The 15,695-nt window shown below is 66.4% G+C and carries 12 protein-coding genes and 1 pseudogene; all 13 read left to right on the plus strand.

What is annotated here, in order from left to right; genetic code table 11:
- The 13 genes and pseudogenes from LZD57_RS21745 (at position 1) to LZD57_RS21805 (ending at position 15,394) form a co-directional block, all read left to right on the plus strand.
- Positions 1-1,872 carry a feruloyl-CoA synthase gene (locus LZD57_RS21745; RefSeq protein ID WP_233721690.1) on the plus strand — a complete coding sequence of 624 codons (1,872 nt, stop codon included), beginning with the start codon at positions 1-3 and terminating at the stop codon, positions 1,870-1,872.
- Positions 1,873-1,985: 113 nt separating this feature from the next.
- Positions 1,986-2,858: an amidohydrolase family protein gene (locus LZD57_RS21750; protein WP_233721691.1), complete on the plus strand. Its 873-nt coding sequence runs from the start codon at positions 1,986-1,988 to the stop codon at positions 2,856-2,858.
- A gap of 38 nt (positions 2,859-2,896) precedes the next feature.
- Positions 2,897-4,456 (plus strand): acyl-CoA dehydrogenase family protein, encoded by a 1,560-nt coding sequence (locus LZD57_RS21755; protein ID WP_233721692.1) that lies wholly within the window; start codon positions 2,897-2,899, stop codon positions 4,454-4,456.
- Positions 4,457-4,514: 58 nt separating this feature from the next.
- Positions 4,515-4,643, plus strand: a pseudogene (locus LZD57_RS21760) (IS6 family transposase); the annotation flags it as partial.
- Between the two features lie 203 nt (positions 4,644-4,846).
- Positions 4,847-5,605, plus strand: coding sequence for a FadR/GntR family transcriptional regulator (locus LZD57_RS21765; RefSeq protein ID WP_233721693.1), 759 nt, complete (start codon positions 4,847-4,849; stop codon positions 5,603-5,605).
- 63 nt (positions 5,606-5,668) lie between these two features.
- Complete coding sequence (locus tag LZD57_RS21770; protein WP_233721694.1) at positions 5,669-6,655, plus strand: substrate-binding domain-containing protein; 987 nt, start codon at positions 5,669-5,671, stop codon at positions 6,653-6,655.
- Positions 6,656-6,836: 181 nt separating this feature from the next.
- The gene (locus LZD57_RS21775; protein ID WP_233721695.1) at positions 6,837-8,696 is read left to right on the plus strand and encodes a sugar ABC transporter ATP-binding protein; all 1,860 of its coding nucleotides are present in this window, start codon (positions 6,837-6,839) and stop codon (positions 8,694-8,696) included.
- Between the two features lie 76 nt (positions 8,697-8,772).
- A complete protein-coding gene (locus LZD57_RS21780; protein ID WP_233721696.1) occupies positions 8,773-9,711 on the plus strand; it encodes an ABC transporter permease in 939 nt (312 codons plus the stop codon).
- 31 nt (positions 9,712-9,742) lie between these two features.
- A complete protein-coding gene (locus tag LZD57_RS21785; protein ID WP_233721697.1) occupies positions 9,743-11,695 on the plus strand; it encodes a D-apionate lactonase family protein in 1,953 nt (650 codons plus the stop codon).
- 12 nt (positions 11,696-11,707) lie between these two features.
- The gene (gene denD, locus LZD57_RS21790) at positions 11,708-12,685 is read left to right on the plus strand and encodes a D-erythronate dehydrogenase (protein ID WP_233721698.1); all 978 of its coding nucleotides are present in this window, start codon (positions 11,708-11,710) and stop codon (positions 12,683-12,685) included.
- Between the two features lie 34 nt (positions 12,686-12,719).
- Positions 12,720-13,982, plus strand: coding sequence for a 3-oxo-tetronate kinase (gene otnK / locus LZD57_RS21795; protein WP_233721699.1), 1,263 nt, complete (start codon positions 12,720-12,722; stop codon positions 13,980-13,982).
- Positions 13,979-14,626: a 3-oxo-tetronate 4-phosphate decarboxylase gene (gene otnC, locus LZD57_RS21800; protein WP_233721700.1), complete on the plus strand. Its 648-nt coding sequence runs from the start codon at positions 13,979-13,981 to the stop codon at positions 14,624-14,626. The genes otnK and otnC overlap by 4 nt, the downstream gene beginning before the upstream one ends.
- A gap of 3 nt (positions 14,627-14,629) precedes the next feature.
- On the plus strand, positions 14,630-15,394 hold the full coding sequence (locus LZD57_RS21805) for a hydroxypyruvate isomerase family protein (protein WP_233721701.1): 765 nt from the start codon (positions 14,630-14,632) through the stop codon (positions 15,392-15,394).
- The last annotated feature ends 301 nt before the right edge of the window (positions 15,395-15,695 follow it).

Consider the following 15,695-nt stretch of genomic DNA (forward strand, 5'->3'; position numbering starts at 1 on the left):
ATGACCCAAGAGACCCGGATCCCACCGCAGCAAGCCGGCGACCACGCCGCCTGGGCGCGGGAAAACACCGCCGTCGAGTGCCGGCCTCACAAGGTGATCCGCGAGAATCGCGAGGACGGGACGATCCTGCTTCGCTCGGATTACCCCTTGGGCGAGTTCGCGCCGAACACCGGCACCTGGCTGCATCGCTGGGCCGAGGAGGCTCCCGGCCAGGTGGCCGTCGCCGAACGGGCGAAGGACGGCGAGGGCTGGCGCGAGGTGACCTATCGCGAGCTTCTTCAAGAGGTGCGCGCGGTCGGCGCATCGCTGGTGGCGCGGGGGCTTACGCAGGGCGATACGATCGCGATCCTCTCGGGCAACGGGCTCGACCATCTGATCCTGTCGCTCGGTGCGCAATATGTGGGCGTGCCGGTCGTGCCGCTCGCAGAGCAGTATTCGCTGATCACCGAGGCCCATCCGCGCCTGATCTACGTGCTCGGCAAGGCCAGGCCGAAGCTCGCCTTCGTCGACGATGCGGGACGCTATGCCGAGGCACTGGCGCTTCCGGAACTGAAGGACGTCGAGGTGGTCGCGGCGACGACGGAAGGCGCGCCGCGCGCCGTGACGCCCTTTGCCGATCTCCTCGCCGGCGCCGACGCCGATGTGGACGCCGCCCACGCCAAGGTCGGGCCGGACACTCTGGCGAAGATCCTCTTCACCTCCGGCTCGTCGTCGGACCCCAAGGGCGTGATGACGACGCACCGGATGATGTGCGTCAACCAGGAACAGTTGGCCGCCTCGATGCCGTTTCTCGACAAGCGGCACCAGGCGATCACCGACTGGCTGCCCTGGAATCACGTCTTCGGCGGCAGCCACAACGTCAATATGATGCTGCGCTGTGGCGGCACGCTGGTGATCGACGCCGGCAAGCCGACGGGCAAGGGCTTCGCGACGACGGCGAAGAACCAGCGCGAGCGTGCCGGAACGCTCGCCTTCAACGTGCCGATCGGCTTTTCCATGCTCGCCGACGCGATGGAGTCGGACGAGGCGCTGCGGCAGGCCTATTTCAAGGATCTCGATCTTCTCTTCTATGCCGGCGCTTCGCTGCCCCAGAAGGTCTGGGACCGGTTGGAACGATACGCGCTGGAAGTGCGCGGCGCGCTGCCGCTGATGATCTCGAGCTGGGGGCTGACCGAAACCGCCCCCTCGGTGCTGATGGTCCACGAGCCGATCGGCCGCTCCGGCGTCATCGGCGTCCCGGTGCCGGGTGTCGAGGTGAAGCTGATCCCTGACGACGACATGCGCTGCGAGATCCGCGTGAAGGGTCCGAACATCATGCCCGGCTACTACGAGGACGAAGAGCGCACGAAGAAGGCCTTCGACGAAGAGGGCTATTTCATCACCGGCGATGCCGTGCGCTTCGTCGACATCGATGACGCCGACAAGGGCCTGACCTTCGACGGCCGCGTCTCGGAGGACTTCAAGCTCGACACCGGCACCTGGGTCCAGGCGGGCGCGCTGCGCCTGAAGGTTCTGACCGAGCTGTCGGGTCTCGTGCAGGACGTGGTGATCTGCGGCCACGACCGGGGCGAGGTCGGGCTCTTCGTCTTCCCGGCGCCGGGCACCGCGAGCGACGAGAACACCAGCGGCGGCGCGGTGACCGAGCCGCATCTGATGGCGTCGATCGAGGAGCGGTTGCGGGCCATGAATGCCGGCACGTCGGGCTCGGCCAAGCGTATCACCCGCGCGCTGATCCTGGCCGAGCCGCCCTCCGTCGAGGGGCAGGAGGTCACCGACAAGGGCTCGCTCAACGTCAACAAGATCCTCACCCGCCGCGCCGACCTTCTGGAGCGGCTCTACGACAATGACGATCCGGCGCTGATCCGGGTCTAGAGCGCATCGATCGAATTCGAAGTCGGCTAATGCGCTCTAAGATATTGATAATACGCATTTTCGCGAGCGCGAAAGTCTGCAACCTTCGCTGAAAATGCTCCAAGGAGGAAACCATGGTCGATTTCTCTTCCGTTCGCGCGATCGACATCCACACCCATGCCGAAGAGCCCTGCGGCTGCCATTCCGACGACGGCTATGACGACTTGCAGTCGACGATGGCGCAGTATTTCGGCGCCCCCTGGAATCACCCCCCGACGATCGAGGAGACGGCCGCCTATTACCGCGAGCGCAACATCGCGGCGGTGATCTTCCCCGTCGATGCCGAGCGCGAGACCGGCTATCGCCGCTATTCCAACGACGAAGTCCTCGAACTCGTCAAAAAGAACGACGACATCCTGATCCCCTTTGCCTCGATCGATCCGTGGAAGGGCAAGATGGCGGTGCGCGAGGCGCGCCGGCTGATCGAGGAGCACGGCGTCAAGGGCTTCAAGTTCCACCCGACCATGCAGGGGTTCTATCCGAACGACCGGATGGCCTATCCCTTCTACGAGGTCTTGGCCGAACATCGCTGCGTGGCGCTGTTCCACACCGGCCAGACCGGCGTCGGCTCGGGCATGCGCTCGGGCAACGGGATGCGGCTGAAATATTCCAACCCGATGTATCTCGACGACGTGGCGGTCGACTTCCCGGACATGAGCATCATCGCCGCCCATCCGAGCTTTCCCTGGCAGGAAGAGGCGCTCGCCGTCGCCCAGCACAAGCCGAACGTCTATATCGACCTCTCCGGCTGGTCGCCGAAATACTTCCCGCCGATCCTCGTGCGCTATGCCAACAGCCTGTTGAAGAAGAAGATGCTGTTCGGCTCCGACTGGCCGATGATCGCGCCCGACAAGTGGCTCGGAGCCTTCGAGAAGGCGGACTTCAAGGACGAGGTGCGTCCGCTGATCCTGAAGGAAAACGCCATGCGGCTCCTGGGCGTTTCCTGAGCGTCGCGCGATCCATTTCTGAAACGTCCGGGAATCCGATGGCCCGTGTCAACGCTCCGACCGACGACATTCTATTCTCGCTGCGCCATGTGGCGCGCGCCGATACGCTGCCCGACTGGGACGACGAGCTGGCCGGCGAGATCGTCGGCTATTTCGCCGCCTTCGCCGAGGAGCGGATCGCGCCGCTCGACGCGGTGGGGGATGCGGAAGGCTGCCGGCTGGAGAACGGCCGGGTGCGGATGCCGGAGGGCTTCGTCGAGGTCTATCGCGAGCTCGCCGAACAGGGCTGGCAGGGGCTCGTCGCGCCGGAAGCCTATGGCGGGCAGGGTTTGAGTGGCGCCGTGCTCGCGGCGGTGAGCGAGATCTTCACCGGCGCGAACCATTCGCTGCAGATGGTGACGGGCCTGGTGCCGGGTGCGATCAGCACCTTGAAGCGTTTCGGAACAGAGGCCCAGCGCGAGGCCTGGCTGCCGCTGCTTGCCGAAGGGCGCTGGCTTTCGACCATGGCGCTGACCGAGCCCGGAGCGGGGTCCGATCTTTCGGCCATCCGCACCAAGGCGGTTCGGGACGGGGAAGGCTGGCGGCTCGACGGGGAAAAGATCTTCATCTCCGGCGGCGACCAGGACATGAGCGAGGGCATCCTGCATCTCGTGCTTGCCCGGACCGGCGCGGCGGAAGAGGGCGTCAGGGGCCTCAGCCTTTTTGCCTGCCCGGCCGAACGGCCGGACGGTACGCGCAACGGTGTCTCGGTCACGCGGATCGAGGAGAAGATGGGGCTTCACGCCTCGCCCACCTGCCAGCTCGCCTTCGATGGCGCCCATGCCGAATTGCTCGGGGAGGAAGGCGGCGGGCTGAGGGCGATGTTCACGATGATGAACCACGCCCGGCTCGACGTCGCGCTCCAGGGCGTCGCCCATGCCGCCCGCGCCTCCGATCTCGCAAAGGCCTATGCGGCGGAGCGGCGGCAGGGGCGCGGGCCCGACGGCGCCCCCGCGACCATCGACGCCCATCCCGACGTCGCCCGCATGATCGACGAATGCGACGCGCTGGCGATCGGCGGCCGGGCGCTCTGCCACATCACGCTCGTCGCGCTGGAAAAGGGCGACCAACCGGATTTCGTCGAGTTCATGACGCCGGTCTGCAAGTATTTCTGCTCGGAAGCCGGCATCCGCGCCGCCGATCTCGCGATCCAGGTGATGGGCGGCTACGGCTATCTCAAGGAATACGGCGCCGAACAGAACTGGCGCGACGCGCGCATCTGCTCGATCTACGAGGGCACCAGCGGCATTCATGCCCGCACCACGGCGACCCGCTCGCTGACCCTGAACGGCGGAGCGGGGATGCGCGCCTTCGCGAATTTCGTCGCCGAAAACGACGGTCTCGCCGAGGCCGCCGAGGCGTGGTCGAAGGTGGCCGCTGCCACCGCCGCGTCTCCCGATGCCGACGCCTACGACTTCATGGAGGCGACCGCGTCGCTCGCCTACCGCGCCGCCTGGGCGCGCGTCGCCGCCGTGGCGGACGCCTCCGCCGACCCCGCGCGACTGCGCCGGCTCGCCGGGCGGGTCGAGCGGCGCGGGGCGTCCTCGTTTCGCGCCTGACGGGCGCCGAGCCCCTCCGCTCGTCCATGCGCCCATCCGCACCATGGGCCCCATGCGCTTCCGCAAGATGCCGAAGGACGAGCCGCTTCTATCGCCGGCGATGATCGGCACCGATGGCGCCGGAGTGCTTCCCGGCACCATCCGGTCGGCAATCGAAGTTCGTATGCTCACCCCGAACCCGGTTCACTCAAATGGGCGGCAAAGCCTGAGAAGGCGTCGTACTCGGCAGAGTCTGGGCCGCTGCCCGCCTTTGCGGCGCGAGGCCGATCAATTTCCCTCGGCAATCCGTCGAGCCATGGTGATTGCGCTTGACAACCCGTTCCAGGCCGGACAATCATGGCTGAACTGGTCTAGTGGACGAACCACTGGATCAATCATGGTTCAAAGTCGATGTCGCGTTCTAGCTTCGTGCTCAAAAATGCTCCGGAACTGCAGCAGGCGATCGTCCGTCGCAGCATCCGTCATGCCGTTGCGACGAAGATCGGGGCGCTCATCGCCTCCGGCATCCTTCAGGTGGGCGACAACCTGCCGAGCGAGCGCGAACTGGCCGATGCTCTCCAGGTGAGCCGGGAGACGATCCGAGGCGGAATCCAGATCCTGGCCGCTCAGGGGGTTCTCGCGGTGGTGCATGGCGCGCGCACCAAGGTCGTTTCCAGCGGCGTCGACGCGGAGTTCACCGGACTGCGCCAGCCGCAGGCGATCAACGAATACGGGATCGACCACATCCATGCCTCGCGCCTTCTGGTGGAGCGCGAGGTCGTGGGCATCGCCGCGCAGGAGATCGAGGACGGCGCCATCGCCTTTCTGGACGAGTCCTTGAAGACGCAGCGCAAGGCCGTCGAAGATCCGATGCGGTTCCTGATCATCGATCGCGAGTTTCATCTGGCGATCTATCGATCCTGCTCGAACCGCGTTCTGAGCGATCTCGTCTCCGATCTCTACGGCTACATGATGAGCCACCGCCGGCTGGCGATGTCGAAGCCCGGCGCGATCGGCAAGAGCTATGGCGATCATCAAGCCATCGTCGAAGCCCTCAAGCGCCACGACCGGGATGCGGTCGTCGCGGCTTTCGACGTCCATCTCGACCGCATCTACCGCACGACGATGAACGTCCTGACGGATGCGGGGGAGGAACACGAGGGCGCCTGATCTCGACACGGAAAGACAGGTCAGGCGCGAACGTCAACGACTGCACTGTAAAGGGAGGAATACATGAACAAACGGACTTTGATGAAGGGCGTGGCCATCTGCGCCGTGGCCGTGACGGCAGCCTTTTCGACGGCGGGCGGCGCGTTCGCCCAGTCAAAGGAGATCGTCTATCTGACGCCGGGGCTCGACCTGCCCTTCTGGCGCTATCTCTCCAAGGGCGTCGAATCCGTCGCCGAGGAGAACGGTTACGGCTTCCAGGCGCTCGATTCGCGCAACAACGCCCAGACCCAGCTTCAGAACGCGCAGGATGCGATCGCGCGCGGCGTCGCCGGCATCGTGATTTCGCCGACCGATTCCTCGACGGCGCCGAGTGTGCTGGAACTGGCCGCCAAGAACGACATTCCCGTCGTCATCGCCGATATCGGAACCAATGAGGGCGAATACGTCTCCTTCATCATCTCCGACAACTACGAGGGCGCCAAGGGCGTCGGCGAGGCGCTGGCCGAGGCGATGAAGGAGAAGGAATGGGCCGATGGCTCGGTCGGTCTCGTCACGATCTCGCAGGCGCGCAAGAACGGTCAGGCCCGCACGGCCGGTTTCCGCGACGGCCTCAAGGAAGGCGGCGTCACCGGCGAGGAAGCCGGGCTTCAGCAGATGCAGTCCTACACCGCCGACGAGACCTTCAAGTTCGTCCAGGACATGCTGACCGCCAATCCCGGCATGCGCGGCCTCTTCGTCCAGACCGACCAGCCGGCGATCGGCGCGCTGCGCGCGATCCGGGCCGCGCGTCGGCAGGGCGAGGTTCTGGTCGCCGCCTTCGACGGCATTCCCGAGTTCGTCGATCTCCTGAAATCCGGCGAGATGGTCGCCTCGGGCATGCAGCAGCCGTATCTGATGGGCCAGAAATCGGCCGAGGCGTTGTTCCAGCACCTCAACGGCGAGACGCCCGAGAAGGAAATCACCGTGCCGATCCTCGTCGTCACCTCGAAGAACATCGAGGACGTGCTGCCGACGGTGAAGGAGACGGTGTTCGCCAACGAAATGGAGTGAGGCCCGGTCTTTCGACCGATGCCCGGCCGGGTTCGCTCGGCCGGGCTCCTCGCGACCGGCGGCCCTCGAGGCCGCCACCAATCCAGGTCATGCGGCCTTTTTCCCGGGTTCGAGGCGGTCGACACGGTCGATCCGTCGACGTCGGGGAGGGGGGCTGCGCAGCAGGCGGAAACAGTCTCCCGTGCTTCTCGAAGCCATCGATATCGAAAAGACCTTCGGCCGGACGCGGGCGCTCGCGGGGGCTTCCTTCGATCTGAGGAAGGGCGAGATCCACGCCCTTCTCGGCGCGAACGGGGCCGGCAAGTCGACCCTGTCCAAGGTGATTTCCGGCCATTTGCGGCCGGATGCGGGCGATCTCTTCTACAAGGGCGAGCCGCTCAATCTGCGCTCCACGCGTGACGCGCTCGCAGCCGGAATCGCGATCGTGATGCAGGAGACGACGCTCGCGGCCGACTTGAGCGTTCTCGAAAACATCTTCCTGCCCGAACTCGGCAAGAGCGGCTTTCTCTCGCGCTCCAGAATGCGCAAGCGCGCCGCCGCGATCCTCGATGATCTCGGCCAGGCCGACGTGCTGTCCCTCGATACCGAGGTCTCCAAGCTTTCGGCCGCCCAGCGGCAGCTCGTCGAAATCGCCAAGGCGCTGGCGCTCGATGCCGAACTCATCATCTTCGACGAGCCGACCGCCTCGCTGAGCGCCGGCGAGGTGGAGCGCCTGTTCGACGTGATGGCGCGCATGAAGGAGAGCGGGCGCGCGCTGATCTTCGTCTCCCACCGGCTGGAGGAGGTGCTCGCGATCACCGATCGGGTGACCGTGATGCGCGAGGGCGCGACCGTCGCCTCGGGTCGCGAGACCGCCTCGCTCACCCAGGCCGAGATCATCCGCCTGATGGTCGGCCGCGAGATCGGCGCGATCTACCGCGAAGCCGAGCGCGGCGAGGACAAGGACGGCGCCCCGGTCGTCTTCGAGGTGAAGAACATCGCCGCGCCGCCTGCCGTGCGGGACGTGTCGTTTGCGGTGCGCAAGGGCGAGATCCTCGGACTCGGCGGGCTCGTCGGCGCGGGACGCTCCGAAACCGCCGAGGCGATCTTCGGAATGCGGCCCCGCACGGGCGGCGAGATGTGGCTGGGCGGCAAGACGGTCGATTTCCGCCGGCCCGCCCAGGCGGTGCGCGCCGGTGTCGGCTTCGTGCCGGAGGATCGGCGGGTGCAGAACATCGTGCCGGATCTTTCGGTGAAGGAGAACCTGCTTCTCGCCCATCTCGGCGCCCATCGCGGCTTCGGCCTCGGCTACAAGGCGCGGCAGAAGAAGGTCGACGAGCTCTTGAAGCTGCTCGACCTTCCCGGTCATCGGCTCTTCGACGCCTCGATGCTGAACTTTTCCGGGGGCATGCAGCAGAAGATCATCATCGCCCGCTGGCTGCTGCTCGAACCGAAGGTGCTGATCCTCGACGAGCCGACCAAGGGCGTCGACATCGGCACGCGCCAGGCGATCTACGAACTGCTTCAGAAGATCGCGGCCGACGGTGTCGCGGTCGTCGTCATCTCGTCCGACTTCGAGGAGCTGCTGGGCCTTTCGACCCGCATCGTGGTCATCAGCGACGGGCGCTCCATCGCCGACATCGAGAGTTCCGCCCTCGACGAGGAGAAGCTGACGCTGCTCGCCGCGCCGCGCACATCCATGCGCAAGAACACCGAACTTCTGGGCACGCTCGCCAAGGATTGCGGCGGGGCCGGCTTCTGGGCGCTGATCGACGATGACGACCTGATCTGCCTCAACAGCGTCGTCGCGGCGCCCGAGGCCTCGCCCGGCTTTTCCGCCGGCAATGCCGTGGATTTCGACGAAAGCGCCATCCCGAAAGGGCTCGCCGGGCGGGGACAGGACTTCGTCACCGAAGAAGACGGCAGCCGCTCCACCCTCATCGTGCCGATCCGCAGCCATCGCGGCCACGACTTCGGCTGGGTCGGCTTGACCGTGCCGGGAAAAGCCGACGGCCTCTCCGCCGAGGCGATCAGAAAACAGATCGAGACATTGAATGCTTGACCAGGCCAAAACCACTCGGGGCACGGAAGATACGGCGAAGACATCGGCGTCCGGACAGGGCTTCGATGCCGTGTCGATGGCGAAGCGCATCTTCACGCGGCTGGAATTTCGCATGCTGGCGTTGGCGCTCTTGATCGCCGTCGTCCTGTCGTTCGCCTCACCCTATTTCCTGACCCGGACGAATATCTTCAACATCCTCGACCAGTCGGTGGTGATCGGGCTCGTCTCGATCGGCATGACCTTCGTCATCCTGACCGGCGGCATCGATCTGTCGGTGGGCTCGGTGGCGGGCCTGACCGGCATCGTGCTCGGCCTCGCGCTGCAGGACTATTCGATCCCCGTCTCGATCGGCATCGCGGTTCTGGCGGGGGCCGGCATCGGCCTCGTCTCGGGCATCCTCGTCGCCTATTTCGGGCTCGCGGCCTTCGTCGTCACGCTCGGCATCATGGCGATCGGGCGGAGTCTGGCCTACATCCTGTCCGGCCAGACGGCGATCTCCGGCATCCCGTCGAGCCTTTCCGAGATCGTCTACACCTCGATCCTCGGCATCCCGGCGAACGTCTTCTTTCTCGGGGTGATGTACCTCCTCGCCTGGCTCTACCTCACCTATACCAAAGGCGGGCGGACGATCTACGCGATCGGCTCCAACAAGGAGGCCGCGCGCGCCGCCGGGCTCAACGTTCTCTTCTATTCCGTCCTGCCCTATGTGGTCTCCGGCGCCTTCGCGGCGGTCGCGATCACCTTTTCGATCGCGCAGATCCTGTCGGCCGACCCGCTGGCCGGCAATCTGATGGAGCTCGACGCCATCGCCGCCGTCGTCATCGGCGGGGCGAGCCTATATGGCGGACGCGGCTCGATCATCGGCACGCTGATCGGCGTCCTGATCATGGTGATGATCCGCAACGGCCTCAATCTCATGGGGGTCTCGCCCTTCTGGCAGGGCTCGGCCATCGGCACGATCATCATCCTGGCGCTGCTCATCGAGCGCCTGGTGAGCACGCGAACGAGCCAGTGACGGCCAAGACAGACAGACAAGGGAGGAACACATGAGCGATCCGAGCCTCGCCGTCCGACTGACCGGCACCGAAGAGATCGTGCCCGCCCCCCGCGTCCTGAAGGCGGGCAAGCTCTCGGCCGAACTCGACAACGGCAATCTGCGGGCGATCCGCTATGACGGGATCGAGATCATTCGCGCCGTGTCCTTCATCGTTCGCGACAAGAACTGGGGCACCTACAACGCGGTCATCGAGGACCTCGACGTCAAGGAGGAGGGCGATCGCTTCACCGTGCGCTATGCGGCGAGCGCGGGCGACGACGGCCAGACCTTCCGCTACACGGCCGAGATCACCGGCACGCCCCGCGCCCTGACTTTTCACGGGGAGGGCGAGGGCGTCACCGACTTTCTCACCAACCGCACGGGCTTCGTGGTCCTCCATCCCGTCAACGGCGTCGCCGGCGAGCCGGTGACGATCGAGCATGTCGACGGCAAGGTCGAGAACGGCCGTTTCCCGGAAGTCATCGATCCGCTGCAGCCGATGATGGAGCTGCGGACGCTGACGCACGAGCCGGTCGAGGGGCTCAAGGTGATCTGCCGGATGGAGGGCGACACCTTCGAGATGGAGGACCAGCGCAACTGGACCGACGCCTCCTACAAGACCTATGTGCGGCCGCTGGCGCTGCCCTGGCCCTATACGCTGAAGCCCGGCGAGCGGATCGACCAGACGGTGACGATCTCGGTGGAGGGCGGACCGGCATCGAGCAGCGCTCGAGGCGATGCGGGTGCGGTCTCGCTCAGCCTCGGCGAGGCGGGGGGGAAAGCGCCGCGCATCGGGATCGGGCTTTCTGCCGGAGAGATCGAGGCGACACGCGCGAAGATCGAGACGATCGCGGGGCTGAAGCCGGACTATCTCGTTTACATGCATGATCCGCGCGAGAGCGGCGAGGCGGAGCTCAAGGCCGCGGCCGAGATCGCAGGCGAGATCGGGGCCGAGGCCTGGCTCGATCTGGTGGTGACCGAGGTCGAAGGGTTCGCGGACGAGGTCGCCGGCGTCGGCAAGACGGTGAGCGCGCTCGGCGATCCCTTCGTGGTGGTCCGGGTCTCGCCGGCCCCCGACATGAAGGCGACGCTGCCCGGCAGCCCGTGGCCGCCGGCAGCGCCCCTCGACGAGCTCTACAAGGCGGCGCGGTCGGCCTTTCCGAAGGCGAAGATCGGCGGCGGCATGTTCTCCTTCTTCACCGAGTTCAACCGCAAGCGCCCGCCGCTTACCGACCTCGATCTCGTCGGCTTCACGACCTCGGCGATCGTCCATGCGGGCGACGACCGGACGGTGTTCGAGAGCCTGGAGGCGCTGCCCTATATCGGCCTCAGCGCCAAGGAGATCGCCGGGGAGAAGCCGGTGACGGTCGGCCCGAGCGCGATCGGCATGCGGCTCAACCCCTACGGCGAAGCGCCGATGGCAAACCCGAAGAACATCCGCCAGGCGATGAACCGCAACGATCCGCGCCAGCGCGGCCTGGCCGGAGCGGCATTCGCCGTCGGCTATCACGCGGTGATGGCCGAAAAGGGCGTCAGCGCCATCGCCTTCGGGGGCACGACGGGCGCTCAGGGCGTGGTCTCTGCCGATCACGACTGGCCGCAGCCCTATTTCGAGGACGCCGGCGGGGTCTTTCCCGTCTATCACGTGGAGCGCGCGCTGGCCGGCATGACCGGCGATACGTATCTGCCGGTCGCCTCGTCCGATCCGACGCGCGTTCTGGCAACGGCGGCGAAGGGCGAGGCGGGCACCGAAATCCTCGTCGCAAACCTGACGGCCCGGCGCTGTTCGATCGTGCTGCCCGCAAGCATGGAAAAGGCCCGGATTCTCGACGCCGAGCATTTCGACGAAGCCGCGCAGAATCCATGGTTTTTCGATGAGCTCGAACCCGTGTCGGGCACGAAGATCGATCTCGACGCCTATGGCGTCGCCCGCTTGGTCCTGTCCGCTTCGGGCGACCAGTAAGGAGTATAGCCCGTGAAAGTTCTCATCATCGGAGCCGCCGGCATGATCGGCCGCAAACTGGCCGAACATCTCGTCGCAGCCGGCATGCTCGCTGGCCGGACGATCGAGACCCTGCATCTCGTCGACGTGGTCAAGCCGGAAACCGGCGGCGATGCCGTCACGACGGACGTCGCCGATCTCTCCGCCAAGGGAACGGCGGAAAGCCTCGTCGCCGCGCGGCCCGACGTGATCTTCCATCTGGCGGCGATCGTCTCCGGCGAAGCCGAGGCGGATTTCGAGAAAGGCTATCGGATCAATCTCGACGGCACGCGCGATCTCTTCGAGGCGATCCGCGCGGCGCACGACAAGGACGGCTACAGGCCGCGCCTCGTCTTCGCCTCTTCGATCGCGGTCTTCGGCGCGCCGTTCCCCGAAAAGATTCCCGATGCCTATCATCTGACGCCGCTGACGAGCTACGGCACGCAGAAGGCGATCTGCGAGCTGCTCCTTGCCGATTATGCCCGCAAGGGCTTCTTCGACGGCATCGGTATTCGCCTGCCGACGATCTGCATTAGGCCGGGCAAGCCGAACAAGGCGGCCTCGGGCTTCTTCTCCAACATCCTGCGCGAGCCGATCAACGGCGAGGGCGCGGTGCTTCCCGTCGCCGACGACGTGCGCCACTGGTTCGCGAGCCCGCGCGCGGCGGTTTCCTTCTTCATCCGTGCCGCCGAGATCGATCTCGACAAGGTCGGTCCGCGCCGGAACCTGACCATGCCCGGCCTCTCGGCCACGGTCGGCGAGGAGATCGAGGCACTGCGGCGCATCGTCGGCGAGGAAGCTGCGGGCCGCATCCGGCGCGAGCCGGATGCCGGGATCGACGCGATCGTCGCCGGCTGGCCGACCGATTTCGATGCGCAGCGCGCCAAGGAACTCGGTTTTTCCGCAGAGACGGCCTTCGACGAGATCATCACCGTCTATCTCGAGGAGGAGACGGGCCAGTCGGCGGCCTGACACCCGAGGACGCGGCGCGAAAAGGAGGAAGATCATGCTTCTCGGCTGTATCGGCGACGACTTTACGGGGTCGTCCGATCTCGCCAACACGCTGGCGAAGGGCGGCATGCGGGTGGTGCAATATTCCGGCGTGCCGGACGCGCCTGCGGATCCGTCCGTCGAGGCGGGCGTGGTCGCGCTGAAGTCGCGGACGGTGCCGGTCGACAAGGCCGTTTCCGCCTCGTTGAAGGCGTGCGACTGGCTGATCGAACAGGGCTGTCGGCAATTCGTGTTCAAATATTGCTCGACCTTCGATTCCACGCCGGAGGGCAATATCGGCCCGGTGATCGACGCGCTGATGGAGCGGCTGGGCGCTGCGGTGACGATCGTCTGCCCGGCCTTTCCGGCCACCGGCCGCAGCATCTATCAGGGCCATCTCTTCGTGAAGGATAAGCTCTTGAGCGAAAGCGGCATGGAAAACCATCCGCTGACGCCGATGACCGACGCCGATCTCCGCCGCTGGCTGAAACCGCAAACGAAGCAGGGCGTCGGCCATGTGGGCGCCGCGGCCGTGTTCGAGGGGCCGGAAGCGATCGCGGCGGGCCTGCGTCGGGAGATGGACGCGGGGCGGCCGATCGTTGTGGTCGATGCGATCCGCGACGCCGATCTCTTCGCCATCGGCAAGGCGGCGAAGGACATGAAGCTCGTGACGGGCGGCTCGGGGATCGCGCTCGGCCTGCCGGCCAATCTCATCGACCCGGCGACCCTGAAGGAGCGACGGACGCCGTGGCACGGCGACGGCGGGCTCGCGGCAATCCTGTCCGGCTCCTGTTCGACCATGACGCGGGCGCAGGTCGAGCGCTACCGCGCCGACCACCCGTCCCTCGAAATCGACGCCGACAAGCTGATCGCCGGCGAACTCGAGCCGGAGGAGGTGGCCGACTGGGCCTCTTCGGCGGCTTCGAAGGCGGCGCCGCTGATCTATTCCTCCGCCGAGCCCGACCGGGTGAGGGCGGCGCAGGAGCGCCACGGCAAGGAGCGCGTCGCGACCGCCATCGAAGGCTTCTTCGCCGAGATCGCGAGGGAACTCACCGGCGCCGGCATCAGCCGCCTCGTCGTCGCGGGCGGCGAGACGTCGGGCGCCGTGGTCGAGGGGCTGGGGCTGTCGGCGCTCGAAATCGGGCCGGAGATCGCGCCGGGCGTGCCAGCGCTGAAGGCCAGCGACCGGCCGCTGTGGCTGACCCTGAAATCCGGCAATTTCGGCGCCGAGGACTTTTTCGCCGAGGCGCTCGCCGTTTTGAAGCGGAGGCCCGCATGAGCGAGATGGCGCGGCTGCGCGAGGCGATGGTGGAATTCGCCCGCTCCCTCTTCGATCGCGGCCTCACCCACGGTTCGACCGGCAACGTCTCGGTGCGGCTCGAGGACGGCGGGGCGCTGGTTTCGCCGACGGGCTCCTCCTTCGGCAAGCTCGATCCGGCCCGCCTCAGCCGGCTCGACCGGGACGGAAATCTGATCGACGGCGACAAGCCGACCAAGGAAGTGCCCCTGCACAAGGCCTTCTACGAGACGCGGTCGAGTGCCGGCGCGGTGGTCCATCTCCATTCCTGTCATTCGGTGGCGCTGTCGATGATGCCCGACGTCGATCCCGACGACATGCTTCCTGCTTTGACGCCCTACGCGATCATGCAGCTCGGCAAGGTGAAGCTTCTGCCCTTCATCCTGCCCGGCGATCCCGCGATGGGGGAGGCGATCCGGGGCCTCGCGGGCAAGCGCTCGGCGGTGATGCTCGCCAATCACGGGCCGGTGGTGGCGGGCAAGGACCTCGCCGCCGCGGTCAATGCGATCGAGGAGCTGGAGGCGACCGCGAGGCTCGCCCTGATCACGCGCGGCCTGGGGCCGAGGCTTCTTTCCGGCGAGGACGTGAGCCGCGTCGTGCGGCAATTCGATGTGGAATGGGAGTGATCCATGCGCTTTTCCGCCAATCTCGGCTTTCTGTGGACCGAACTCGCTCTGCCGGATGCGATCCGGCGCGCCAAGGCCGCCGGGTTCGACGCGGTGGAATGCCACTGGCCCTATGATCAGGACCGCGAGGCGGTGAAGGCGGCGCTTGCCGAGACCGGCCTGCCGATGCTCGGCCTCAACACGCGCAAAGGCTCCCAGCCCGGCGACTCCGGGCTCGCCGCCATGCCGGGGCGCGAGGCCGAGGCGCGCGACGCGATCGACGAAGCCTTCGACTATGGTGCCGCGATCGGGGCGCGGGCGGTTCACGTGATGGCCGGCAAGACCGACGATCCGGGAGCGGGCGACGTCTTCGACGCCAACCTCGCCTACGCCTGCGACCGGGCGCGCGAAACGGGCATGACGGCGCTGATCGAGCCGCTCAATCCCCGCGATGCACCCGGCTATTTCCTGATCGGACTCGACAAGGCGGTGGCGATCCTCGAACGCCTGAAGCGGCCGGAACTCAGGATCATGTTCGACTGCTATCACATGCAGATCACCGGCGGCGATCTCCTCGAGCGCTTCAAGGCGCATCGGGGCCTCATCGGCCACGTCCAGTTCGCGGCCGTGCCCTCGCGGGCCGAGCCGGACGAGGGCGAGGTCGCCTATGAGCGGCTGCTGCCGGCCTTCGCCGCTCTCGGCTACGAAGCCCCGTTCGGCGCCGAATACAAGCCGCGCGACGACACTGATGGGGGGCTTTCCTGGATGAAAGCGTTCCGACAGCGCTGACGGATCGGGAACGCGGCACCGTCGATGAGCGGGCGACTGTTCGGTCCCACGCTCGGCGCCACACGGTCGTCCGCCGGCGCACAACCGGGGCAGCGGAAATCAGTGTCGTAATATATGTTATGGAACCTACCGCCCTGTTTAGACCGAAACCACAAAGTGTTAGCCACACGATCCTGATTGGCATTATGGAACGTTGCCGCCCTCAGTCACACGCGTCGTCGGCATCTTAAGACGTTGATTCAATAGCGTCGTTCGATAGCCGACACCTGCAGCGCGGAGCCCAACCCATCGCGGACTGCTG

It is taken from the genome of Jiella avicenniae, from assembly GCF_021390325.1.
GTDB lineage: Bacteria > Pseudomonadota > Alphaproteobacteria > Rhizobiales > Rhizobiaceae > Jiella > Jiella avicenniae.

Coding starts and splice junctions, on each gene's coding strand:
- LZD57_RS21745 (WP_233721690.1), top strand. CDS start 1: ATGACCCAAGAGACCCGGATCCCACCGCAGCAAGCCGGCGACCACGCC.
- LZD57_RS21750 (WP_233721691.1), top strand. CDS start 1,986: ATGGTCGATTTCTCTTCCGTTCGCGCGATCGACATCCACACCCATGCC.
- LZD57_RS21755 (WP_233721692.1), top strand. CDS start 2,897: ATGGCCCGTGTCAACGCTCCGACCGACGACATTCTATTCTCGCTGCGC.
- LZD57_RS21765 (WP_233721693.1), top strand. CDS start 4,847: ATGTCGCGTTCTAGCTTCGTGCTCAAAAATGCTCCGGAACTGCAGCAG.
- LZD57_RS21770 (WP_233721694.1), top strand. CDS start 5,669: ATGAACAAACGGACTTTGATGAAGGGCGTGGCCATCTGCGCCGTGGCC.
- LZD57_RS21780 (WP_233721696.1), top strand. CDS start 8,773: ATGGCGAAGCGCATCTTCACGCGGCTGGAATTTCGCATGCTGGCGTTG.
- LZD57_RS21785 (WP_233721697.1), top strand. CDS start 9,743: ATGAGCGATCCGAGCCTCGCCGTCCGACTGACCGGCACCGAAGAGATC.
- otnK (WP_233721699.1), top strand. CDS start 12,720: ATGCTTCTCGGCTGTATCGGCGACGACTTTACGGGGTCGTCCGATCTC.
- otnC (WP_233721700.1), top strand. CDS start 13,979: ATGAGCGAGATGGCGCGGCTGCGCGAGGCGATGGTGGAATTCGCCCGC.
- LZD57_RS21805 (WP_233721701.1), top strand. CDS start 14,630: ATGCGCTTTTCCGCCAATCTCGGCTTTCTGTGGACCGAACTCGCTCTG.